This is a genomic window from Marinobacter sp. P4B1 (assembly GCF_001447135.1).
GTDB lineage: Bacteria > Pseudomonadota > Gammaproteobacteria > Pseudomonadales > Oleiphilaceae > Marinobacter > Marinobacter vinifirmus.
Genome location: NZ_LLXM01000015.1, coordinates 714,304 through 736,913 on the forward strand (window position 1 = coordinate 714,304; position 22,610 = coordinate 736,913).

A 22,610-nucleotide genomic window follows, 5' to 3' on the forward strand; every position below is an offset into this window, starting at 1 on the left:
TGTCATATGATGCGCGCACCATAACAACAACAAGCTTTCCGGAAGAGTGCGTAACATGAATATTACCCAGGCGCTGGAGCAGTCACGGCCCGGCATGGTCGACGAAGTTCAGGCGGCCATTCGCAAACACCAGCTCAATCAACGTGCCGAACAAACCTACCTGCACTGGATCAGCCGCTTTGTGCTGTTTCACGATCTGACCGACCCCGACAACCTTGCCGAAGAAGAGCAAAGGCAGTTTCTGGCGTATCTGAGTGACCAGATGCAGCTGTCCCGCGCCCGCCTGAACCAGGCTACCCAGGCACTGACATTTTTCTACCGGGATGTGCTGGGCAAACCGGTGGCACTGGAATCGGCGGCCTGACGGCTACCGGCGCTCGGTCATGTTGAGGTTGAAGGTGTCGTAGGTGCGGTTCTCCGGTGGCCGGATCACATAGTTGTTGCTGTGGGTCTGGCCGGGAATCACCTTCGGATTGCTGAAACGGATATCCACGGGAATTTCCGAGCGGCCCAGGTCAGTCCGGTCGTCCCTGGGCTGAAACGCCAGCGGGTCCAGGTAGAAATCATCGTCTTTTCCGGCCTGCACCGGCACACCGGCTGCCGGCGCCTCCAGGCCACCCTCGATCACCGTGTTCGCCAGGGCTTCCTCTTCGATGGCCCGGAACGGGATGGTGTCAATGGTTGAACGCTGCTCGGGCTCGAAAGCAGACTCCGCACTCTGCGCCTGCACCACAGCCGGCACCTGCATCGTAATAGCCAGCACCATACCCGCCGTAAGGGGCGGTCTTAGCCACGGTTGCTCAGTGCTCTGTCTGTTGCTGCTCATGGTATCTTCCTGAATCCTGGCTATCCGGTGCGGCACATCACTGATGACGCCCTGCGCACACTTAGTCTGTTCAGTTTATCGCCAACTCCGGGAGTTTTCCGGCAAGACTGGTCAAAGTGTGACCACCTTCACGTGTCCCTGCAGGCCATTCAGCAGTTGACCCGGATCCGCCCCGGCGATATGAATGGGCAAACTCTTTCACCTGACCTTTGAAGGCCTTATGGATACCAACGTTATTACCCCGGAAGGCTATGCCGAATTGCAGCAGGAACTGGACGAGCTGTGGCGCAAGGAACGCCCGGAAGTGACCAGGAAGGTACAGTGGGCGGCCAGCCTCGGCGATCGTTCAGAGAACGCGGATTACCAGTACAACAAGAAGCGATTGCGCGAAATCGACCGGCGGGTGCGATTCCTGAGAAACCGGCTGTCGAAATTGCGGGTGGTGGAGTACAGCCCGGTGCAGGAGGGCAAGGCCTTCTTTGGCGCCTGGGTAACCCTGGTGGACGAGGACGACAACGAACTCACCTTCCGGATTGTCGGGCCGGACGAGATCTACGGCAAAAACAACTACGTCTCGGTGCATGCGCCGGTGGTCAAAGCCTGCCTCGGCAAAAGCGAAGGCGACGAGATTGTGGTGAGAACTCCGGAGTCGACCAAGCTTTGGGAAATCGGTCGAATCTGTTACCAGCAGCCATAAAAAAACCCCGCGGGTAACGGGGTTAAGGCTAGCGCTGTGCTGGAGGGGGAGGCAGGCAACGGGTCACCCGCCTCCGCATCTACAGTACCCATTATCCTCACCTCTCATTACCTGCCTGTGGCCATCGAATTACCTTTTGGCAAGACATCCCGCCCTTGGCTCCGGCCGGAAATTAGGTTGAACACTCTAGCGCCCGCCATTAGTTTGCAGGTAATTGACCCGATTTCCCTGTTAACGGAGACACACCGATGAACACCAAGAAACTGCTGAACCTGGCACTGGAAGGCATTGATACCCTGGGCTTCCGCCTGGACGACATGGGCATTACCAGCAAACTCAACCGGCACAATATTGCCGCCTTTGTGATGGCAGAGCAGAAGCACCTGGAAGGGGAATGGGACAGCCTGCAGGCCAGGGTTGACCGTCGTCGCGCCCAGTTTGACCAGCTGGCACAGGCCGTCGAAAGCCGGGCTGACATCTTTATCGGGCCGGTGCTCAGCCGGGTAAACCGGTTCCGCGCCAGCCAGTAAGCAGTCAGGCCTTGCCGGGTTCCGCCGCTGACGTTCGTTCATCAGCGGAATCCGCTGCAGGCTCCACCGTGGTGGCCTTGATCCGCTTTCGGACGCCGGTGAAGGCCGGCATACGCACACTGACCGTAAGCCCCGGCGGCTCCTCGCCCGGATGGGTATCGCTGAGCAGAATCTGGCCCTGGTGAATCTCGGCCACCGCACTGACCAGGCTCAGCCCCAAACCATTACCCGGCAATGACCGGCTCTTGCCGACCCGGTAGAAACGCTGGAACACTTGGTCTTTCTCGTCGTCCGGAATGCCGATACCGGAATCCCGCACTTCAAACACCGCTGCAGCACCTTCCCGGCGGACCGCCACCACGATGCCGCCATGCTCGGGGGTGTACTTGATGGCGTTATCAATCAGGTTGCTGACCATCTGGAACAACAGGTCGCGATCACCTTCAATCATCACCCCGGACGCCATCTCCTGGGTAAAGGTCTGCTCCTTGTCTTCCGCCAGGGCTTCGTAAAGCTCGCAGGCATCACTGACCAGCTCATCCAGCGACACCACCTTCATATCGGCGGAATTACCCCGGGTTTCCAGCCGGGCAATCCGAAGCAGGGCGTTGAAAGTCGCCAGCAGTTGATCGGCTTCCGCAACCGCCCGGCCTACCTGTTCGCGGGCCTCGTCGTTATCGACGGCAATCAGGGTGTTTTCCAGCTGGTTACGCAGGCGGGTCAGCGGGGTGCGAAGGTCGTGGGCGATGCTGTCCGATACATGCCGGATACCTTCCATCAGGTACACAATCCGGTCGAGCATCTGGTTCAGGTTTTCGGCCAGCTGGTCAAAGTCGTCTTCGGTACCCCGGGTGGGTATCCGCAACGACAGGTGCCCGTTCATGATCCGTCGCGAGGTGTTGTTGATTACTTCGATGCGCCGCGTGGTACTTCGGCTCATCAGAAAACCACCCAGCAGGGCCAGGGCCAGGGTGATGCCCATGCCCCAGTTGATGGCGGTCTCGATCACCCGCTTCAGGCTGGTCAGCTCATCCACATCCCGGCCGACCAGCAGGCGCAGGCCCCCCTGGACATCAAAGATACGGGCCCGGGCCAGGCGTTCCGGCCCCTGCCAGCCCACGGTCGGGTTCAGGGTAAAATTGATCCAGCCACTGTCGGAAGAACGACTGCCTTCCGGCCAGGTTTCAATATTTCCGGCCAGTTTCAGGAAGTCATCGGTGGTCAGCAGGTAGATGGACTTGGCGTTCGGATCCCGGGCGACACGCTCACGGATGATGGTAATCAGCCCGTTCACGCCACGCCCGCGATACTGTTCCGCCAGACCGGCGATTTCCGCCTCGATGGTCTCGTCGGTCTGGGCAGTCATAAAGCCGGCGGTGCGCCAGTAGATGAATGCCAGGAGCAGGAATACAGAGGTGGCAAACACCACCATATAAAGCAGTGCCAGTTGGAACGATGACGTTCTGAGCTGACTAAGCAGTTTCACGCAGCATGTATCCTGCACCCCGAACTGTCTGCAGCAAGGGTGTATCAAATTCCTTGTCGATCTTGGCGCGCAGACGGCTGATGTGCACGTCGATTACGTTGGTCTGGGGGTCAAAGTGATAGTCCCAGACTTTTTCCAGCAACATGGTCCGGGTAACCACCTGGCCCGCGTTGCGCATCAGATATTCCAGCAAGCGGAATTCCCGGGGCTGGACATCGATATTATGGCCGGCGCGCTTCACGGTTCGGGCCAGCAGGTCCATTTCCAGGTCTGCTACCTTCAGTACAGTTTCGGTTTCAGCCGCCTGCCGGTTACGGCGGATCAGCGACTCGATCCGGGCCAGCAACTCGGTGAACGAGAACGGCTTGGTAAGGTAATCATCGCCCCCGCCACGCAGGCCTTCCACCCGGTCATCCACATCACCCAGGGCACTGAGAATCAGCACAGGGGTCTGGTTGCCGGTGGCCCGCACGGTTTTGATGATGGATAGCCCATCCATGCCCGGCAGCATGCGGTCGACAATCATGATGTCGTATTCTTCACTGGCCGCCATCATCATGCCTTCCTTGCCGTCGGCCGCATGATCCACCACGAAGTCAGACTCTTTCAGCCCCTTCACCAGGTAACTTGCTACATCCTGATCGTCTTCGATTACCAGCGCTTTCACCGGTGACTCCTCCTGATAGCGGATTTGGTTGCTTACAAGGTTACGAATAACACCGGAACCCGGCCAGTTACGATCTTGTAAGAGGGTGTCGCCTATGACGACGGTCAACAACCGGGCCGGAACCAGCCCAGAGACGCCTCGGTTACAGCAGAAGGCCGATACTCGGCACTGACCCAGCCAGCGTAGCCCATCCTGTCGAGGGCAGCGAAAACATTCGAAAAGTTAATCTCGCCGGTACCGGGCTCGTTCCGTCCCGGATTATCGGCAAACTGAATATGGGCAATCCAGGGCAGCAGGCACTCCATGGAGCGAACCAGATCTCCCTCCATGACCTGCATGTGGTAGATGTCGTATTGCAGGCGCACGTTATCGGCATCCACCGCTTCAATCAGCTCCATCACCTTGCCGGTGGTATCCAGCAGGAAGCCGGGCATATCCACCCGGGAATTGATCGCCTCCAGGCACAGTGTCAGCCCCGCCTCGGCAAAGCGGTCCGCCGCATACTGAACATTCTCGACCAGCGTGCTCCAGGCCTCCTCCTCTGAAAGCTCCGCCGGCTTGAGCCCGGCCAGGCAATTGAGCCGGGTATTACCCAGCACCCTGGCATAGGCAATGCCCTGCTCGACACCAGCCCGGAATTCCTCAACGCGATCCGGCAAACAGGCAATTCCCCGCTCCCCCGCCTGCCAGTCCCCCGGCGGCAGGTTGAACAGCACCTGGGTCAGCCCGTTAGCCTGCAACCTCTGCGCCAGCTCCTCTGCCGGCCACTCGTAGGGAAACAGGTACTCCACCGCCCTGAAACCCGCGGCTCCGGCACGCTCGAAACGTTCCAGAAACGGCACCTCGGCAAACAACATGGACAAATTCGCAGCAAAACGTGGCATCAGCGTCTCCTCAGCCCTTTGGCCCACGGCCCAGCGAACCCAGCAAGGCCCCGTTCATATGCTCCAGCTCCAGCAACAAACCGCTGTGGTCCACATCGCTATGGCCATTGGCCACCAGCGACAAATATTCGTTATGAGTCTGCTGCGCCAACGGCAACGTCAACCCCTCGGCCCGCGCCTCATCCAGAATCATCCGCATATCCTTCAACTGAATCCGCGCCGGCGCCCCGGGGGCAAAGTCCCGGTCAATCATCCGTTGCCCGTGCAACTCCAGAATCCGGCTACCGGCAAAGCCGCCCAGCAACGCCTCCCGCACCGCCGCAGGATCCGCGCCACCCTTAGCCGCCAGCAACAAGGCTTCAGACACCGCACCAATGGTAATCCCCACAATCGCCTGATTCGCCAGCTTCGCCAACTGCCCGGCCCCCACCGGCCCGATCCGGGTACACTTGCCCAGCGCCCCGAACACCGGCAACGCCCGCTCAACATCCGCCTCCGACCCCCCGGCCATAATACTCAACCGAGCCTCCGCAGCCCCCACCGTACCCCCGGAAACCGGCGCATCCACAAACCCGGCCCCACGCTCGCCAACCAACCCAGCCAACTCACGGGCCAGTGACGGCTGCACCGAACTCATATCAACCACCAGCGCCCCCGCCTTCAACGCCCCGATCGCGCCCTGACGCACCAGCACATCCTCAACCACCTGCCCGTTCTCCAGCATAGTGATCACCAAATCCGCGTCCGCCACCGCCTCGGCCGGCGTCGCCGCAATCGTAGCCTCCTCCCGGAATGGCTCACACTTGCTGGCTGTCCGGTTCCACAGGGTCATCGGAAAGCCTGCATCCAGCAGGTTACGGGTCATCGGCGCGCCCATCAGGCCGATACCGAGAAAGGCAATGCGAGGAAGTGCTGTACTCATCTTTCTGGAATCCCACTCAGAAGTCCGGTGAAGGGATTGGGGTAGCCTTTCCAAAAATGTGCGGAGCCATGGATGGCGGAGCCCAAGCGCCACATGGGCTCAGCCGAGCGCTTATGAAGCGAAGCTTCATGCGACAGCTGAGCGACCGCAATCTGTGATTGCGGGCCGGACCCCGTAGGGGTGCCGCAGGAGCGGTTTTTGGAAAGCCCACCCCAATCCCTTCCTCCCGGAGGTATGAATTGTCAAAGCCAGTACGGATTATACAAACAAAAACGCCACCAACCGCGAACGGTGGTGGCGTTTTCAAACCCCAAGGGCGAATGATCAGCTTCAGGCAACCTCGGCCATCTGCAACTTGATCTTCTTCATCGCATTCTTCTCAAGCTGCCGAATCCGCTCCGCAGACACACCATACTTGTCCGCCAGCTCATGCAACGTCGACTTGCTCTCAGTCAGCCAGCGCTCGCGAAGAATATCCTGACTGCGCTCATCCAGGTTTTCCATCGCCTGCATCAACCGGCCGTTGGAGTCCTCTGACCAGTCGGCATTCTCCAGCTGCACCGCCGGATCACTGCGGCGATCTTCCAGATAATACGCCGGCGCCTGGTAGGCACTGTCTTCATCGTCATCCATCGGACCGTCGAACGCGGTATCCTGGGATGCCAGACGACCTTCCATCTCGCGCACCACCCTGGGCTCTACCCCCAGGTCCTTCGCGACCGCCTGAAGCTCATCGTGGTTCAGCCACGCCAGCTTCTTCTTCTGGCTGCGCAGATTGAAGAACAGCTTGCGCTGGGCCTTGGTGGTGGCCACCTTCACAATGCGCCAGTTGCGCAGAATGAACTCATGGATCTCTGCCTTGATCCAGTGCACCGCGAACGACACCAGCCGCACGCCATACTCCGGGTTGAAGCGCTTGACCGCCTTCATCAGGCCCACGTTACCTTCCTGGATCAGGTCAGCCTGAGCCAGGCCATAGCCTGAATAACTGCGGGCGATGTGAATCACAAAGCGCAGGTGGGAGAGCACCAGATGACGGGCGGCTTCCACGTCGCCATGATAGTGAAGCCGTTCTGCCAGCTCCCGCTCCTCGTCAACTGAGAGAACCGGAATGCGACTCGCAGCCTGAATGTAAGACTCGAGATTCGCGCCCGGAACCAGTCTGTCAACCAGCTGTAAACTCGTACCCATGCAATAACCTCCGAACCTGACAGCCGTTAAATATAACAACTGAAACTTTGACCGCCAAGCACCTGATTAGTTCCCGAACTTCCCAGTAACACGTTAAAAATCATACATCTGGGGAATTCCTGAATGCCATTCCAGCGTCGATAACCGGTAACCAAGCTACGCTGGAACAAGCTGTATTTTCAATACGGTTTTCCCGTTATCCGGATCACCCTCCGGCAATATCGCCCGGTTCTATGTCATCCAGATGACGCTTCACTGCCACCCAGGCGCCAAGCCAGCCTAACACCATGGCTGTGATAATCAATGCCAGGGCGCCATCAAAGCCCGGGCCGTGAATCACAAACTCGCTCTGGTAAAGGCTCGCCAGCCGCTCGATGGGGCCGTTCAGCCACCATAGCGAAACCTGGATCAACACCCAGGCGACCACGCCGCCGCCCAAACCGAACCAGGCGCCAGTATAAAGAAAGGGCCGGCGTACGAAGGCATCGGTGCCTCCCACCAGCTTGGCCACGAGGATTTCATCCCGGCGGTTCTCGATGGAAAGCCGCACCGTGTTACCGATCACCAGGATCACCGCCGCACCCAGCAACAGCGCCAACGCCCAGACCGCCCTCGCCAGGATATCGGTAATGGCATTGAGCCGTTGCAGCCAGCCCAGATCTACCTGGACCCGCTCGACGGCATCCACGCCTTCCATAAAGGTCACCAGGGCCTGCACGCCGTCGGCAGAGCGGGCATTGTCTTCCGGCGTTACCAGCAGGGTGTGGGGCAACGGGTTGTCGTCCAGGAAATCCAGGGCATCATCCAGCCCGGACGACACCCGGAATTCAGCCAGGGCCTGGTCCCGGTCTACCAGCTCCACCGAAAACACCCGTCCATCACCGTCAATCTCGGAAGCCAGCTCCCGGGCCTGCTCCACCGGCACATCCAGTGACAGGTAAGCAGTAATCCGGGCACTGTTTTCCCAGCCGGCACTCACGCCCTGCAAACTACCCAGCAACAGCAACAGCGCCACCGGCAAAGCCAGAGCCACACCCATCACCATCCAGGTCATCATGCTGGCCACCGGACTGCGCCACAGCCGCTGGGCGGAATCTTTCGCCACCTTGCGGTGATGGTCCAGATAACTCCGGGCCTGGTTCGAGGCCGGTGAGCGGCCACGGTTGGCGCCCCGGCGCTTCTCAGGCTTCTGGCGTGAGTCAGTAACCACTTACACCTCCGCTCAGGGGTGCATCTGCGCCGACAATCATCCGGCCATGGTCCAGGGTCAGCCGGCGCTTGTTCATCTGGTCGATCAGGGCAATATCGTGGGTGGCAATCAGCACAGTAACACCCACCTGGCTGAACTCGGTGAACAGGTGCATGATGTCTGCCGACAGCTCCGGGTCCAGGTTACCGGTAGGCTCATCCGCCAGCAGCACCGGCGGCTTGTTCACCACGGCGCGGGCAATGCCCACCCGTTGCTGCTCACCGCCCGACAGCTGCATAGGGTTCATCTTTTCCTTGTTCAGCAGGCCTACCTTGTCCAGGGCCGCCCGCACCCGCCGGCCGATGTCATCCGGCGACGCACCCATCACTTCCAGCGGCATGGCTACGTTGTCGAACACCGTGCGATCAAACAGCAGCTGGTGGTTCTGGAACACCACGCCAATGTGCCGGCGAATGTAGGGAATCTGCCGCCGGGGCAGGCTGTTGAGCTTCTGGCCGCCCACGATCACCTCACCGGCGGTGGGACGCTCCATCACCATGATCAGCTTCAGCAAGGTACTCTTGCCGGCACCGGAGTGGCCGGTCAGAAAGGCCAGCTCGCCCCGGTCCAGATGGAAATTCACCTGGCGCAGGGCAGTGTGGTCGCTGTCATAGCGCTTGGTTACCTGACGAAACTCGATCATCGGGGGCTTGGGCTCCGTGGCCGGTACTTCAGTCGTCGAACAGGGCGTCTACAAAGGTTTCTGCATCAAAGCTACGCAGGTCTTCCGCCTGCTCGCCGACACCGATAAACCGGATAGGCAGCTGCAACTGGCGGGCAATGGCGAAAACGATACCACCCTTCGCCGTGCCGTCGAGCTTGGTCAGAGTAATGCCAGACACGCCCACCGCCTGCTGGAACACCTGGGCCTGGCTCAGGGCATTCTGGCCGGTGCCGGCATCCAGCACCAGCATCACTTCGTGGGGCGCGGAATCGTCCAGTTTTTTCATTACCCGGACCACCTTCTCCAGCTCGTGCATCAGGTTGTCCTTGTTCTGCAACCGGCCGGCAGTATCGGCGATCACGATATCGGTACCCCGGGACTGGGCAGACTGGATGGCATCGAAAATCACCGAGGCACTGTCGGCACCCGTGTGCTGGGCAATAACCGGCACATTGTTGCGCTCGCCCCATACCTGCAGCTGCTCCACCGCCGCGGCCCGGAAGGTGTCGCCAGCCGCCAGCATCACCGACTTACCTTCCGCCTGGAATTTCTTGGTGAGTTTGCCGATGGTGGTGGTCTTGCCAACACCGTTCACGCCCACCATCAGGATCACGTAGGGCTGTTTGCCGGTATCGATTTCCAGCGGCCTGGTCACATCCTTGAGCAGGCCATGAAGCTCTTCCCTCAGGGCCTTGCGCAGGGCTTCGCCGTCTTTCAGCTGGTTGCGTTCCAGCTTGTCGGTCAGGGATTCGATGATTTCCGACGTGGCCGTTACCCCCACATCCGCCATCAGCAGGGTGGTTTCGATTTCCTCCAGCAGGTCTTCATCGATCTTCTTGCCAACGGTGAACAGATCCGCCAGGCCGCCGGTCAGGCTGGCGCGGGTCTTGCCCAAGCCCTTCTTGATGCGCTCGAAGACACTGAGCTGAGGCTCTGGCTCTGGCTCTGGCTCTGGCTCTGGCTCTGGCTCTGGCTCTGGCTCTGGAGCAGGCTCGACGGCCGGGGCAGCTTCTTCTACCGGTGCCGGCTCGGCAGGCACTTCCGGCAGTGCCTCCGGTATGGCCTCAGCCACGGGAACTTCCGGCGCTTGCTCAGGCTGTACTTTCGGTTCAGGTGCTTGCTCCGGGGCAACCGGTGCCGGGCCCTTGGCCACCTCCGGCTTGCGCTGGGCCACCTTCTCCGGGCGCGGGGCGCGCTTGCGGTTGCCGGCGATATCCAGCACAAAGAACAGGACAAGAAGGGCCAGGAGGCCGATTGAAATCCACTCTGCCGTCATAGTCTTACCATCTGTCTGAAAATGGGCGGGCGAAAAGAAAGCCAGTATTCTAGCAGACTGCCGGCACTAAGTGATGGGGGCTCCGATTATCCCCTGCTGCGGGCTTTCCGGTAACATATCGGCCCGAACCTGATCACCGTTTCACCCACCGGAGCAGCTCCATGGCCAAGCGCAGACCACCTCAACGCAAACCCGCCCCGGGCGCCGCCAAGGCCGGCGGACAGGGCGAGTTGCGCATTATCGGTGGCGACTGGCGCAGCCGTAAGCTCCGCTTTCCGGATGCCGGCGGCGTGCGCCCCAGCCCGGCCCGAACCCGCGAAACCCTGTTCAACTGGCTGAATTTCCACCTGGCCGGCAGCGATTGCCTGGACCTGTTCGCCGGCTCTGGCGCGCTGGGACTGGAAGCCTTGTCCCGGGGTGCCGAAAAGGCAACCCTGGTGGACCATACCCCTCCACTGGCTACAGCCCTGCGGGATAACCTGCGGCTGTTGAAATCCGAAAACGGCGAAGTGGTCTGCCAGGACGTGGAAGGTTACCTGCGCAGCCCGAACCGACCGCCGTTCGACATTATCTTCATGGACCCCCCCTTCCGGCAGGGCTGGCTGGCGCGACTGCTGCCGCTGATCGCCGCCGGCCCCTGGGTGAAACCGGGTAGCTGGGTGTATGTAGAACACGAAAGTGAACTGACCGGGCTATCGGTACCCGAAGGCTGGCAGTTGCACCGCCAGAAAACCGCCGGCCAGGTAACCTACAACCTATACCGGGTGGCGCCGGAAGCCGACCAGGACTAACTGGTCAGCTACAAATAAGCCGGACGGGGGGAATCCCGTCCGGCTTTTTGCATCTGCGGCCAATCAGGCCATCGGGCGCAGTGAATAGGCCCGCAGGTGCGCCGCAAACTCTTCCAGGTAACGGATACCGCTGGTTTCCGCTTCCTTGCACCAGTCCATCAGCGCCTGCAGCTTGTCCTGGGGCTTGAGGCCCCGCTGGCGCCACAGGGCCTGGAGCTCGTGGCTCTTGTCGTAGATCAGTTTGAGCATTTCATGGCGTTCGAGCACTGAATCCAGGGTTTCTTTCTCGCGGGGATGGATCAGCGACACCTCCCGGGACAGCAAGCGCTTGAGCTTGCGGTAGCGAGGGCGGATTTCGTCGTCCATCAGGGACTTCTGCTGGCGCAGTACCGGCTCCATCACCCGCTTGCGATACTGGCGCATGATATCGAACCGGCTGTTGGTAATGGCCTGCACGGTTTCCACATCCATTTCCTTCTTGCCCGGCACATAGTGGGCAATGGGCCGGTAGCCCTTGGGCTTTGCCAGGCCGAACAGCTGGAACAGGCGGATGTAACCCCAGCCAATGTCGATCTCATACCAGCGACGGGACAGCTTGGCGGAATTCGGATAGGTGTGGTGGTTGTTATGCAGTTCTTCACCGCCAATCAGGATACCCCAGGGGGAGATATTGCGGGCGTTGTCGGCACACTCGAAGTTGCGGTAACCCATGTAGTGGCCGATACCGTTAACCACACCGGCGGCCCAGAGCGGAATCCACATCATCTGCACGGCCCAGATCCAGATACCGTTAACCCCGAACAGCAGCAGGTTGATGACGGCCAGCAGGGCAATACCACCCATTTTATAGGGGGTGTAGACCTTGCGTTCGATCCAGTCTTCCGGGGTACGCTGGCCGTAACGCTCCAGGTTTTCCGGGGTTGCCGACTGGGCGTAGAGCTCCGCACCTTCAAACAGAACCTTGCGAATACCCAGAACCACCGGGCTGTGAGGGTCTTCCTCAGTCTCGCACTTGGCGTGGTGCTTGCGATGGATAGCAGTCCATTCCTTGGTATTCTGGGCCGTGGTCAGCCACAGCCAGAAACGGAAAAAATGCTTAAGCACCGGATGCAGGTCCAGCGCATTGTGGGCCGAGTGGCGGTGCAGATACAGGGTTACACTGACGATGGTGATGTGCGTCATCACCAGGGTAACAGCGATCAGCTGCCACGCGGAGAGGTCCAGGAGACCGTTAAACCACATAAAATATCCTCAAAAATCAATCAACTTCGACAAGGCGATACTGCGGAGGTTTTCGCTGGTACTCGAAGGGGAAGTTACCTCGTCACTTTAGCGTACACTTGTACGCAACAACAACCGGGTTTGGCGCCATTTTTGTTACTGATTACACTTGGCGGCCGAGAAACCTGTTATCCGCGGAGGCCCCGTGCCTGAGTTACCGGAAGTTGAAACCACCCGTCAGGGCATTGCACCCCATTGTGAAGGCCAGACTGTGACCGGGGTATTAATCCGCAACCCCAACCTGCGCTGGCCCGTACCGGATGACCTGCCCGAGAAACTGCTGAACCAGGTTATCCGGGCAGTGGACCGCCGGGCCAAGTACCTGTTCCTGCACCTGGATGCCGGCACCGTGATTGTCCACCTGGGTATGTCCGGCAGCCTGCGGGTGATTACCGACGACAGCCCCGCCGCCACCCACGACCATGTGGAGATTGCCCTGGGCAACGGCCGCACCCTGCGCTTCAACGACCCCCGCCGCTTCGGCTGCTGGCTCTGGGCCGATGACTGCTCCGAACACCCGCTGATCCGGGACCTGGGGCCGGAGCCCCTGTCAGATACATTCAACGGGCCCTGGTTGTTCCGGCTGTCCCGGGGCAAGCAAGCGCCCATCAAGTCTTTCATTATGGACAACCACATTGTGGTCGGCGTGGGCAACATCTACGCCAATGAAGCCCTGTTCAAAGCCGGCATCCACCCGAAACGGAAAGCCGGCCGCATTTCCCTGGACCGTTACCACAAACTGGCTGAAGCCATTCGCGAAACCCTGAGCGCTGCCATTCTGATGGGCGGCACCACCCTGCGCGACTTTGTGAACAGCGACGGCAAACCCGGTTACTTTGCCCAGTCCCTGCTGGTGTACGGTCGCGGCGGCACCCCCTGCCCCGAATGTGCCACCACCCTGAAAGAGATCCGCATGAACAACCGCAGCACTGTCTATTGCCCCCGCTGCCAGCGCTAGCCAACCGCCAGAGTTGCCAACCGGATATCGAAAAATCGTTTGAAATTGGGGCAATATGATTCATAGTTAACAGAGTATTAACAGGAGAGAATAACGATGACCCGCAAGATTTCCCGCACCCTGATGGCCACGGTTGCAGCCTGTCTGCTCGCCTTTTCTTCTCTGGGCCATGCCAGGGCGATTGACGAAAGCCCGTCGGCGCTGGCCATGACCACCGACGCCGTGCTTCTGCGCCCGGTTCTGCTGGCCACCACCATCGTGGGCAGCGCGGTGTATCTGGTCTCTCTGCCGTTCTCTGCCCTGGGCGGTAATGCCGGTGAAGCTGGCGAAGTCCTGGTTGTCGGCCCGGCCAAGGCCACCTTTGTACGCTGCCTGGGCTGCTCCCGCAGTGGCCGCAAGGCGGAAACCGTGGAGCAGTCCGAAGACTGATCCCGGGCATTCGTCCGTAGAATCCCGGCTTGCCAGAGGCCGGAAACTGAGGCAGCCTGAAGCAAATTCTTCAGGCTGTTTTTGTTTATGGTGGATTGGTCAACCCTCGATACCGTGTTCCTGGATATGGACGGAACACTGCTGGATCTGCACTTCGACTCGCACTTCTGGCTCGAACACCTGCCCCGGCGCTATGCCGAACAATACGACCTGCACCCGCAACAGGCCAAAGACCAGCTGCTGGCCATGATCATGGCCGAGCGCGGTTCCCTCAACTGGTATTGCACCGACTACTGGAGCGAACGGCTGTCGGTTGATATCAACCAGCTGAAATCGGAGGTCAGTGACCGCATCGGCTACCGTCCCCACGTGCCGGATTTTCTCGCCTCCCTGCGCAAGGCCGGCCTGCACTCGGTGATCGTTACCAACTGCCACCCGGACCCCCTGGCACTGAAACTCAGCCGCACCGGACTGGACCGCCACGTGGATGCCATCGTATCCAGCCATGAACTGGGCAAACCCAAGGAAGACCGGGCGTTCTGGAGCGACCTGGCCAGGCGGATTCCCTACCGCCAGGAGCGCACCCTGATGGTGGACGACAGCTTCCCGGTACTGGAAAGTGCCCGGGATGCCGGTATCGGCCAGTGCCTCGCGATCCTGGCACCGGACAGCACCCAGGCCCCGGCGACCGGGCACCCGGAAATACCGGGCATTCGTCACTTCGACGAGGTCCTGCCAACGCTGCAAGCCCGCCCGCCACTGCCATCGCAATGACAGGCCGGTTATAATCCGCACAGTTATCCATAGGTCAGGACAACCTGGCCTGCCAGGTGGGGAGATATGGCAGCAACAAACACCGACGACCCGAAAGTAAGGCTCGACAAGTGGCTCTGGGCCGCGCGCTTCTACAAAACCCGCGCGCTGGCAAAAGAAGCCATTGAGGGCGGCAAGGTGCACTACAACAGCCAGCGCACCAAGCCCGGCAAGATCGTGGAAACCGGCGCCAGGGTCTCCCTGCGTCTGGGCTGGCAGGAAAAAATTGTGGTGGTGGACGACATCAGTGACCGGCGCCGGGGCGCACCGGAAGCGCAGAAGCTGTACCACGAAACCGACGACAGCGTAAAAAAACGCGAAGACCTGGCCTGGCAGCGTAAGACCATGCAGGCCGCCCAGCTGCCACCGGCCCGGCGCCCGAGCAAGAAAGACCGCCGGGATATCCAGCGTTTCCGGGACCAGAACGGCCTTTAGAACCGGCTCACCCAGCCTGGTTTCAGGCATTGCACCGCAACTTACATCCTTACAGGCATCACCAGTGAATCAACAGACAGTTTCAGGAGACATCATGGCTTCCCAGGATCAGTTCCAGCGTTTTATCTTCGAGCACAGCCAGGTGCGGGGAGCCTGGGTACAACTGGGCGACAGCTTCCGTGAAATCATCAACCAGGCCCCGTACCCGGATTCCGTACGCCAGCTGCTGGGCGAATCCCTGGTAGCCAGCGTATTAATGAGCAGCACCCTGAAGTTCGAGGGCACCCTGTCACTGCAGGCAGCCGGTGAAGGCGCCCTGCGCACACTGATGGCCGAATGCAGCCACGACCGCAAGATCCGCGGCCTGGCCCGCTTTGACGAACAGGCCATGAGCGGCGAGACCCTGCACGAGCTGCTGGGCCAGAGCCGGATGGCAATTACCATTACCCCGGAAAAGGGCCAGCGCTACCAGGGCGTGGTCCCCCGGGAAGCAGACAACCTGGCCGGCTGCCTGGAAGAATACTTCGAGCGCTCCGAGCAGATTGCCACCAGCCTGTTCCTGTTTGCCGATGGCGATACCGCTGCCGGCCTGCTGCTGCAGCGCCTTCCCGGCCACACCGAGGAAGACGATGACCTGTGGAACCGGGTAAACCACCTGGCGCGCACCGTAGAAGCGGAAGAGCTGCTGAAACTGGACAGTGAAACCCTGCTGCACCGCCTGTTCCACGAAGAAACCGTGCGCCTGTACGAGCCGGAGCCGGTGGAGTTCCGCTGCAGCTGTTCCCGCGAACGCACCCTGGCGGCGCTCGAATCGATCGGCAAGGAAGAGTGCTACAGCATTCTCGACGAACAGGGCAGCATCGACATGGACTGCCAGTTCTGCCACGCAAACTATCGCTTCAATAGAAATGACATTGATCACCTTTTCACCGGTCATACGCTACACTGACAACTCTTTAACATTGCCCGGAAGCCGCCAGTGGCGCGGCTTTCAGGGCAGTCGTTTTTTATCGGCGTCTCTGGCATAATAGCGCGCCTGAATTGACCCGATTGTTCAGAATTCCGCCAGTGTTCGGGGGCAAGGACTGGGCAATCACGAAGACATCCCGAGGGCGAGGTCGAAGTGAGCAACACTTATAGTGATCTGAGTACAGCAAGACTGGTTGAAGTAGCACTGGCGCGGCAGGAAGGCCAGCTTGCGGCAAACGGTTCCCTGGTGGTTACCACCGGCGAGCGCACCGGCCGGTCTCCCATGGACCGTTTTATCGTTGAGGAACCCAGCACCTCCGACGACATCCACTGGGGCCCGATCAACCGCCCGTTCGACGCCGACAAGTTCGACGCCCTGTGGGACCGTGTTGAAGCCTACATCGCTGAAAAAGACCAGTTTGTCTCTCACGTACACGTTGGCTCTGACCCCGAGCACTACCTGCCGGTGAAAATGACCACCGAAACTGCCTGGCAGAACCTGTTCGGCCGCAACCTGTTTATCCGCCCGGACGCCTACAACCCGGCCGACAAGCAGGAATGGCAGATCCTCAACGCCGCCAACTTCGAGTGCGTGCCCGAACGTGACGGCACCAACTCCAACGGCTGCGTTATCCTCAACTTTGCCAAGCGCAAGGTGCTGCTGGCCGGTATGCACTACGCCGGTGAGATGAAGAAAGCCATGTTCTCTGTGCAGAACTTTCTGCTGCCGGAGAAAGACGTACTGCCGATGCACTGCTCTGCCAACGTGAGCGAAACCGGCGAAACCTGCCTGTTCTTCGGCCTGTCCGGCACCGGCAAGACCACCCTGTCTGCCGATCCGCACCGCTACCTGATCGGTGACGACGAGCACGGCTGGGGCCCCGGCACTGTCTTCAACATCGAAGGCGGTTGCTACGCCAAGTGTATCGATCTGAGCCAGAAGAACGAACCGATCATCTGGGACGCCATCCGTTTCGGCGCCATCGTCGAGAACGTGACGATCGACCCGGAAACCCGCGAGCCGGATTACACCGACGTTTCCCTGACCGAAAACTCCCGCTGCGCCTACCCGCTGGAGCACGTCGAGAAGCGCGTGATCGAGAACCGTGCCGGTGAGCCGTCGCACATCATCTTCCTGACCTGCGACATGACCGGCGTTCTGCCTCCGGTATCGGTACTGAGCCGCGAAGCCGCTGCGTACCACTTCCTGAGTGGTTACACCGCGCTGGTGGGTTCTACCGAAATGGGCTCTTCCTCCAAGCTCAAGTCCACCTTCTCTACCTGCTTTGGCGCACCCTTCTTCCCGCGCCCGGCCGGCGTTTACGCCGAGCTGCTGATGAAGCGTATTGACGAGTTCGGCAGCAAGGTATTCCTGGTCAACACCGGCTGGACCGGCGGTCCTTACGGTGAAGGCAAGCGCTTCAGCATCCCGACCACCCGTGCCATCATCGCTGCCATCCAGAACGGCGACCTGGACGACGTGGAAACCGAGCACCTGGACGCCCTGAACCTGGACGTGCCCAAGCACATCCCGGGTGTCGAGACCGAACTGCTGAACCCGCGCAACACCTGGACCAGCCCGGAGTACTACGACGGCAAGGCCCAGGAGCTGATTGGCCAGTTCGTAGAGAACTTCAAGAAGTTCGACGTGGCAGACACCATCGTCGAAGCCGGCCCGAAACTCGCCTGAGTTTCACCGGCCTGAAAAAAAAGCGCCCTGCGAAAGCACGGCGCTTTTTTTGTATCGGTGGCTTTTGAGCCAGGCCGCCGGAAGCGGCCACTATGCTCAGTTCGCGTAGAACAGCAGCGGCACAAACGCCACCAGTACCAGCGAGATCCCCATGGCAATCAGCGGCATGATGATGCGTTCATGGCGCTGGTAGAAAGTACCGCCTTCCTGCTGCGCCGCCAGCACTTCCGCTTCGCCCACCACCTGCCGGGTGAGCAGGTGGTTCAGGGCCACCGGCGGGCTCAGGTAGCCCAGCTCGAACGCCACCAGGGTCACCATCCAGAAGTGCACCGGATGAATACCACTGGAGTAGGCAATGGTTGCCACCGTGGCGGTCACCAGGATCACGGCACCGAAGGCATCCATGATCATTCCCAGAATCACCAGGATCACCACCATCAGCAACATGGCAGACCAGGCACTGTCGAACGCCTGCGGGAAGGCTTCCATGATATGGGAGCGTTCGATCACCCCGCCAATACTCACGGACAGCCCCAGTAACAACAGCAAGGCACCGATTTCGGCGGTGGTGTCGTTGGTAGCACCCCGAATGCTGGTTTCCAGGCCCTGATAATCCGTGTCGCCGGCCGTATCGTCCTGCCGGCGTTTGCGACTGAAGTGTTCGTACACCAGGATGGCCAGCATGATTACCGGCAGCAGGCGCGGTGCGGAGAATTCATCCATCTTCACATCCAGCGCCAGGCGATAGAACAGCACCACGGCAATGATCACCAGCACATAGGGCACCAGCGGCCGCAAGGCCAGCACCGAGGCCGGCATGGCATCGGTCACCGGGGCCAGGTTGAACTGGCTCTGGCGGTTCACCGTAACCGCCACCAGGCTGAACATGGTCGCCGTCAGCACAAACACCCAGATGCCCCAGCCGAAGAGTTCGTCGGTGGTCACTTCCCGGTTCAGGTAGGCAATCACCACCACCAGCAGGCAGGGGCGCAGCACCACACCCAGGGAGCCGGACATCGCCGTGGCCGCCAGTGCTAAGTGGCGCCGGGCACCGGCCGCCCGCAGCTCGCTGTAGATCACCGCACCGGCGGCGATCACGAAAATACCCGAGGCGCCGGTATAGGCCGTGGGCACTGCTGCCACCAGCACGGCAACGACGGCCAGCAGCTCCGGCGGCATGCGCCAGGGCCGGAACACGTTGAACACCAGTGTCGCCAGCCGGGTCTGCTTGAGCATCATGCCCACCCAAACGTACAACCCCACGTTCAGGAACATGTCGGCCAGCTCCATCATCTTGCCCAGGTAAATACCGATGCCCGAGGAGTGGCCAATCATCGCGAAATAAGTGCCGGAAATCAGGCACATCACCGTGTAGAGCGGTACCGACAGGAAGGCCTGGCCCAGGCTGCCGCCGGCGGACAGGCCATCCGGCACCCGGAACAGACGGTACAGGCTGGCCAGGGTGAGGCAGCCAAAGCCGATGATCCAGAAGTTGTGCAGCAACAACTCCTCGCCCGACACTGCGGTACTGCTGGCCAGGGTGGATTGCCGGAAAATCAGGCTGGAACCCAGCAACATGGCATTGGCGATGGTTTGCAGGGTCAGGGAGACGGTGTAGTCGAGGCGGGTTTCCATGGCCCGCATGGCAATATGGTGGCGGGTCAGGGTTGCGGTGACGGCACAGAGCATCACCAGGATCACCAGTATGTAGCGCTGGGCACTGAGCCCGAAGGCAATCAGGTCAGCCACAAACAGCTCAACGGCGCGGTAGGCCTTTACCCCGGCAGTCAGCTGGCCCTGTAACGACTCATAGCTGGCGTGGGCCGAGCGGCAATCCGCTACCGAACGCTCAATCGCCAGGCGCACATCGGCCGGGTCTTTTTCCACGGTGCCCAGCAAGGCGGCCATGGGATCATCCGCCGGGGCTTCCCTGGCCATTTCCTCGGCCACCGCGGCCTCGATATCCCGGTTGGCATCACACTCCGGCTTGGCCGGATCCATCCGGAGCTTGTAGTAGCCGCTCCAGAGCTGCTCCCCGCCCCGGAGCATCTGGTTGTGAATATCACTGCTGGTGGAGAACAGCACCACTGCCAGCAGCAACAGGCAAGCCGGCAAGGAGGAAAACCATTCCAGCCCGGTACGACGAAAACCACTCGGGGCCATAACTACCTACTCCGGGAATTGGGGGTTACAACAGATCATCCAGATCCATGGTTTCGGTCGGCGCCTGCTGGTCATCCCAGAAGCTGCCGAACTGCCCCATCGGGGTGCGGTGGCCGGTATTTTCTACCCAGAGCCGGTCAGACATAGCCACCAGCATGTTGGTGGCCATGGCATCGACAAAGCGCCACTCCTCGTTGGCGTCGTCGTTTTTCAGGGACTCGGCGTGGTCACGGATAACCGCCTTCACCAGGGCTTCGTCACCCTTGTTGCCCGCGGCAATGGCCTGGAACACGTGGCCAAGGCGCACGCCGGCCTGCTTGCCCTGTTCGCTGGCAATGGCCAGTCGCTCCAGCGGAACTTCACCCTCGGGCCTGGTCCCGGGAATCATGGCCCAGACAGTTGCCCTCAGGCCCATGGGGGCACCCCACCACTTCTTGTTATCCAGGCACTGGGTAGCCCGCCCCACCACAGAGCCGGTGTTAAAGGGCACGCCGATTGAAGAAGTAGCCTGGATCTGGGCATTCAGGGCCTGCAGTCCGGACAGCAAGCCGGCCATGTAGATGAATTCGTCCATGTCATCGTCAAAATCCGGGCACTCGGTTTCTTCCGGGTTTCCATAGTAGGCGTTGTGGTGCTGCCAGGCTCGGTGATAGCGCTTGGCCGCGAGGGTATGGGCGCGCTTCTGGCGGATAAAGGCATCTTCAGCGGCCGTTCCATCCATGCCGTGCATGGCTGCAAGGCCTGCCAGCTCATGCTCCATGGCCTGCTCTTCGGCGCAGCTGCCGGACGACAGATACAGCATCACCGCCAGCTGGTCCGGCTCGCTGGTCACCCGGCCGAACGACATCAGCAGCGGCGCCGTGGCCTCGCTCATGGCACAGCCCATGGCCAGGTCTTCAGATTCCATCAGGTAGGGCACGGTATGGTTCCGGGAAAACCCCTGCATTACATCGCCGGTGGTCTTGTAGATCATGTGGTTCACCACGCCACAGCCACTCAGGGCGACGCTGGCCGCAACCGCTGCAGCAAAGCCGCGCAGGCGTTTGCCACAGGCCAGGGAGGTCCGGAAGTCTTTCATAACATTCGTGTCCTTTTTTATTTTTTCGAACATATCGTTACACGCCGGGGTTTGCACATTGGCCCCGAAGCCACTATAGATTGCTTCAACCGCCGGCACGGTCGGCGGTCTGGAGCAAAAAACAACAAACAGAACCAAGAACAGGAGTTTTCGATGCGTAAACCTGAACTAGCTGCCGCGATTGCCGACCAGACCGGCCTTACCCGCGAAAAAGCCAGCGACGTTATCAGTGCCTTTACCAGCCAGATTTCCGCCGCCACAGCCAAGGGTGATGACGTTACCCTGATCGGCTTCGGCACTTTCAATGTCCGCAAGCGGGAAGCCCGCACCGGCCGCAACCCGCAGACCGGGGCCAGCATTGAAATTCCGGCCAGCAAGACCGTTGGCTTCAAGGCCGGCAAAGCCCTGAAAGACGCCATCCGCTGACCGGCAAGGCCCGCAGCTATGCGGGCCTGTTACCTTCCCTGCCCTGGCTGATCAGGACGCACATTCCGAACGGGCACCGTCTACCCGGCACCGGATCGCCTTCATCAGCTTGATCGCACGCTCGTCATACACTCCGTCTTCCAGCAGCGATAAGCGAACCTGGCGCAGCATCTTGTCGTACTCGGCTACGTCTTTTGCCGGCGGGTGCATCCATACGTTATCCGGAATACCGGACTCGGCTTCGGCGATGATCGCGTAGGCTTCATCCAGCCGCTTGATGGCCTGGTCCCGCACCATCTGGCCCGCTTCATCCGGGAACCGGTCCCGGTGGATGATCACCTGGAAGTTCATATACGCCAGCGCATACTTGAACACGCCGCCCTTTTCACCCACGCCCTTGTACAGTTCCAGGGGCTGGTAAGCTACGGCCGGGGCATAGGCCAGGTCGACGCTGCCGTTATTGAATTTGCCGGCAAAGTTGGCGGAGTTCGAGCCCACCACGGAAGCACCTACGTGGCGCACCATGCGCACAGACGCGGAGTCATAGTCCAGGGTGGCGATTCGCTTGCCCTGCAGCTTCTCTACTGAATCGACGTTGCGGTCACGGGTGTGCAGATATATGGCACCACCGGGGAACACGCCGGCCACTTCGTAGGGACCATCCACCAGGAAGGGGCGCGCCTTGGGCTGGCTCAGGGTGTTGTACAGCAGGCGCATTTCCTCTTCGCCCGGCACGGCACCCATAGCTTCAAGGCTGCCGGTGAACTTGTTGAACTCCCGGGCGCGGGTGCCGGTGAGCAGCACGGCATCGCACTGGCCGGCCTTGAAATCCTCGGCCGCTACCTTTTCATCGGTGTAGGCGCGCAGGTCAAGCTTGATGCCCTGTTGCAGGGCAACCGGCTGAAACTCCTTGGTAATGGCAAACAGGGGGCCATTGGCACCCACCGGGTCAAACACACAGAAGCTGCGTTCGATAATCTCGGACTGGGCATGGGCAAGGGCGGGAACAACAAGGCTGGCGCTCAGGGCAGCAGCCACCACCACCCGGCGGGAAAGACTGGATAACTTCACGGGTTCACTCCTGATTATTATTCTCTGGCGCGCGCTGCAGTCAGGCAGCCGCAGCTCGTGTCCTGGGACAACCATAAGGGGTCACCCCATAGGATACGTTGGCTCGGGTGCCTG

At 60.5% G+C, this 22,610-nt stretch carries 24 protein-coding genes; 11 read left to right on the forward strand and 13 right to left on the reverse strand.

Annotated features, from left to right (window positions below; genetic code table 11):
* Positions 1-55: 55 nt before the first annotated feature.
* Positions 56-364, forward strand: a complete 309-nt coding sequence (locus tag AQ621_RS14900) for a site-specific integrase (protein WP_058342071.1) — start codon at positions 56-58, stop codon at positions 362-364.
* A gap of 3 nt (positions 365-367) precedes the next feature.
* On the opposite strand, the gene AQ621_RS14905 is transcribed toward AQ621_RS14900, so the two are convergent.
* The gene (locus AQ621_RS14905; protein ID WP_227508358.1) at positions 368-826 is read right to left on the reverse strand and encodes a hypothetical protein; all 459 of its coding nucleotides are present in this window, start codon (positions 824-826) and stop codon (positions 368-370) included.
* Positions 827-1,046: 220 nt separating this feature from the next.
* Here AQ621_RS14905 and greB point away from each other — a divergent pair, with 220 nt between their 5' ends.
* Both greB and AQ621_RS14915 read left to right on the forward strand, forming a co-directional pair.
* Entirely contained in the window at positions 1,047-1,523 is a 477-nt protein-coding gene (greB, locus tag AQ621_RS14910; RefSeq protein ID WP_058342452.1) for a transcription elongation factor GreB, read from the forward strand.
* A gap of 248 nt (positions 1,524-1,771) precedes the next feature.
* Entirely contained in the window at positions 1,772-2,053 is a 282-nt protein-coding gene (locus tag AQ621_RS14915) for a hypothetical protein (protein ID WP_058342073.1), read from the forward strand.
* Positions 2,054-2,057: 4 nt separating this feature from the next.
* On the opposite strand, the gene AQ621_RS14920 is transcribed toward AQ621_RS14915, so the two are convergent.
* The 8 genes from AQ621_RS14920 to ftsY all read right to left on the reverse strand — a co-directional run bounded on the left by AQ621_RS14920 (position 2,058) and on the right by ftsY (position 10,392).
* Positions 2,058-3,539: a HAMP domain-containing sensor histidine kinase gene (locus AQ621_RS14920; protein WP_058342074.1), complete on the reverse strand. Its 1,482-nt coding sequence runs from the start codon at positions 3,537-3,539 to the stop codon at positions 2,058-2,060.
* A complete protein-coding gene (locus AQ621_RS14925; protein WP_022988601.1) occupies positions 3,526-4,206 on the reverse strand; it encodes a winged helix-turn-helix domain-containing protein in 681 nt (226 codons plus the stop codon). Before AQ621_RS14925 ends, AQ621_RS14920 begins: the two co-directional genes overlap by 14 nt.
* 104 nt (positions 4,207-4,310) lie before the next feature.
* On the reverse strand, positions 4,311-5,090 hold the full coding sequence (gene hyi, locus AQ621_RS14930) for a hydroxypyruvate isomerase (RefSeq protein WP_058342075.1): 780 nt from the start codon (positions 5,088-5,090) through the stop codon (positions 4,311-4,313).
* Between the two features lie 10 nt (positions 5,091-5,100).
* Positions 5,101-6,012 (reverse strand): NAD(P)-dependent oxidoreductase, encoded by a 912-nt coding sequence (locus AQ621_RS14935; RefSeq protein WP_058342076.1) that lies wholly within the window; start codon positions 6,010-6,012, stop codon positions 5,101-5,103.
* Positions 6,013-6,342: 330 nt separating this feature from the next.
* Positions 6,343-7,203 (reverse strand): RNA polymerase sigma factor RpoH, encoded by an 861-nt coding sequence (gene rpoH, locus AQ621_RS14940; protein WP_058342077.1) that lies wholly within the window; start codon positions 7,201-7,203, stop codon positions 6,343-6,345.
* 205 nt (positions 7,204-7,408) lie between these two features.
* Positions 7,409-8,413: a permease-like cell division protein FtsX gene (gene ftsX / locus AQ621_RS14945; protein WP_058342078.1), complete on the reverse strand. Its 1,005-nt coding sequence runs from the start codon at positions 8,411-8,413 to the stop codon at positions 7,409-7,411.
* Complete coding sequence (ftsE, locus tag AQ621_RS14950; RefSeq protein ID WP_022990397.1) at positions 8,403-9,095, reverse strand: cell division ATP-binding protein FtsE; 693 nt, start codon at positions 9,093-9,095, stop codon at positions 8,403-8,405. Before ftsE ends, ftsX begins: the two co-directional genes overlap by 11 nt.
* Positions 9,096-9,123: 28 nt before the next feature.
* A complete protein-coding gene (gene ftsY, locus AQ621_RS14955) occupies positions 9,124-10,392 on the reverse strand; it encodes a signal recognition particle-docking protein FtsY (protein ID WP_058342079.1) in 1,269 nt (422 codons plus the stop codon).
* A gap of 161 nt (positions 10,393-10,553) precedes the next feature.
* On the opposite strand from ftsY, the gene rsmD reads away from it, so the two are divergent.
* A complete protein-coding gene (gene rsmD, locus AQ621_RS14960) occupies positions 10,554-11,183 on the forward strand; it encodes a 16S rRNA (guanine(966)-N(2))-methyltransferase RsmD (RefSeq protein ID WP_058342080.1) in 630 nt (209 codons plus the stop codon).
* A gap of 63 nt (positions 11,184-11,246) precedes the next feature.
* On the opposite strand, the gene AQ621_RS14965 is transcribed toward rsmD, so the two are convergent.
* Positions 11,247-12,425 carry a DesA family fatty acid desaturase gene (locus AQ621_RS14965; RefSeq protein ID WP_058342081.1) on the reverse strand — a complete coding sequence of 393 codons (1,179 nt, stop codon included), beginning with the start codon at positions 12,423-12,425 and terminating at the stop codon, positions 11,247-11,249.
* A 184-nt stretch (positions 12,426-12,609) separates the two neighbouring features.
* Between AQ621_RS14965 and mutM the strand changes: the two genes are divergently transcribed.
* The 6 genes from mutM (at position 12,610) to AQ621_RS14995 (ending at position 17,758) form a co-directional block, all read left to right on the forward strand.
* On the forward strand, positions 12,610-13,422 hold the full coding sequence (gene mutM / locus AQ621_RS14970) for a bifunctional DNA-formamidopyrimidine glycosylase/DNA-(apurinic or apyrimidinic site) lyase (RefSeq protein ID WP_058342082.1): 813 nt from the start codon (positions 12,610-12,612) through the stop codon (positions 13,420-13,422).
* Between the two features lie 96 nt (positions 13,423-13,518).
* The gene (locus AQ621_RS14975; RefSeq protein WP_022990392.1) at positions 13,519-13,851 is read left to right on the forward strand and encodes a hypothetical protein; all 333 of its coding nucleotides are present in this window, start codon (positions 13,519-13,521) and stop codon (positions 13,849-13,851) included.
* An 87-nt stretch (positions 13,852-13,938) separates the two neighbouring features.
* Complete coding sequence (yrfG, locus tag AQ621_RS14980) at positions 13,939-14,625, forward strand: GMP/IMP nucleotidase (protein WP_058342083.1); 687 nt, start codon at positions 13,939-13,941, stop codon at positions 14,623-14,625.
* Between the two features lie 66 nt (positions 14,626-14,691).
* Positions 14,692-15,099, forward strand: a complete 408-nt coding sequence (hslR, locus tag AQ621_RS14985; protein WP_058342084.1) for a ribosome-associated heat shock protein Hsp15 — start codon at positions 14,692-14,694, stop codon at positions 15,097-15,099.
* Positions 15,100-15,193: 94 nt separating this feature from the next.
* The gene (hslO, locus tag AQ621_RS14990) at positions 15,194-16,048 is read left to right on the forward strand and encodes an Hsp33 family molecular chaperone HslO (protein WP_022990389.1); all 855 of its coding nucleotides are present in this window, start codon (positions 15,194-15,196) and stop codon (positions 16,046-16,048) included.
* Positions 16,049-16,222: 174 nt separating this feature from the next.
* A complete protein-coding gene (locus AQ621_RS14995; protein WP_058342085.1) occupies positions 16,223-17,758 on the forward strand; it encodes a phosphoenolpyruvate carboxykinase in 1,536 nt (511 codons plus the stop codon).
* A gap of 96 nt (positions 17,759-17,854) precedes the next feature.
* On the opposite strand, the gene AQ621_RS15000 is transcribed toward AQ621_RS14995, so the two are convergent.
* Both AQ621_RS15000 and AQ621_RS15005 read right to left on the reverse strand, forming a co-directional pair.
* The gene (locus tag AQ621_RS15000) at positions 17,855-19,921 is read right to left on the reverse strand and encodes a TRAP transporter large permease subunit (protein WP_022990387.1); all 2,067 of its coding nucleotides are present in this window, start codon (positions 19,919-19,921) and stop codon (positions 17,855-17,857) included.
* A gap of 25 nt (positions 19,922-19,946) precedes the next feature.
* Positions 19,947-20,999, reverse strand: a complete 1,053-nt coding sequence (locus tag AQ621_RS15005; protein ID WP_058342453.1) for a hypothetical protein — start codon at positions 20,997-20,999, stop codon at positions 19,947-19,949.
* Between the two features lie 153 nt (positions 21,000-21,152).
* On the opposite strand from AQ621_RS15005, the gene AQ621_RS15010 reads away from it, so the two are divergent.
* Positions 21,153-21,425, forward strand: a complete 273-nt coding sequence (locus tag AQ621_RS15010) for an HU family DNA-binding protein (RefSeq protein WP_058342086.1) — start codon at positions 21,153-21,155, stop codon at positions 21,423-21,425.
* A 51-nt stretch (positions 21,426-21,476) separates the two neighbouring features.
* On the opposite strand, the gene AQ621_RS15015 is transcribed toward AQ621_RS15010, so the two are convergent.
* Positions 21,477-22,496, reverse strand: a complete 1,020-nt coding sequence (locus tag AQ621_RS15015) for a putative solute-binding protein (RefSeq protein ID WP_058342087.1) — start codon at positions 22,494-22,496, stop codon at positions 21,477-21,479.
* Positions 22,497-22,610 lie beyond the last annotated feature (114 nt).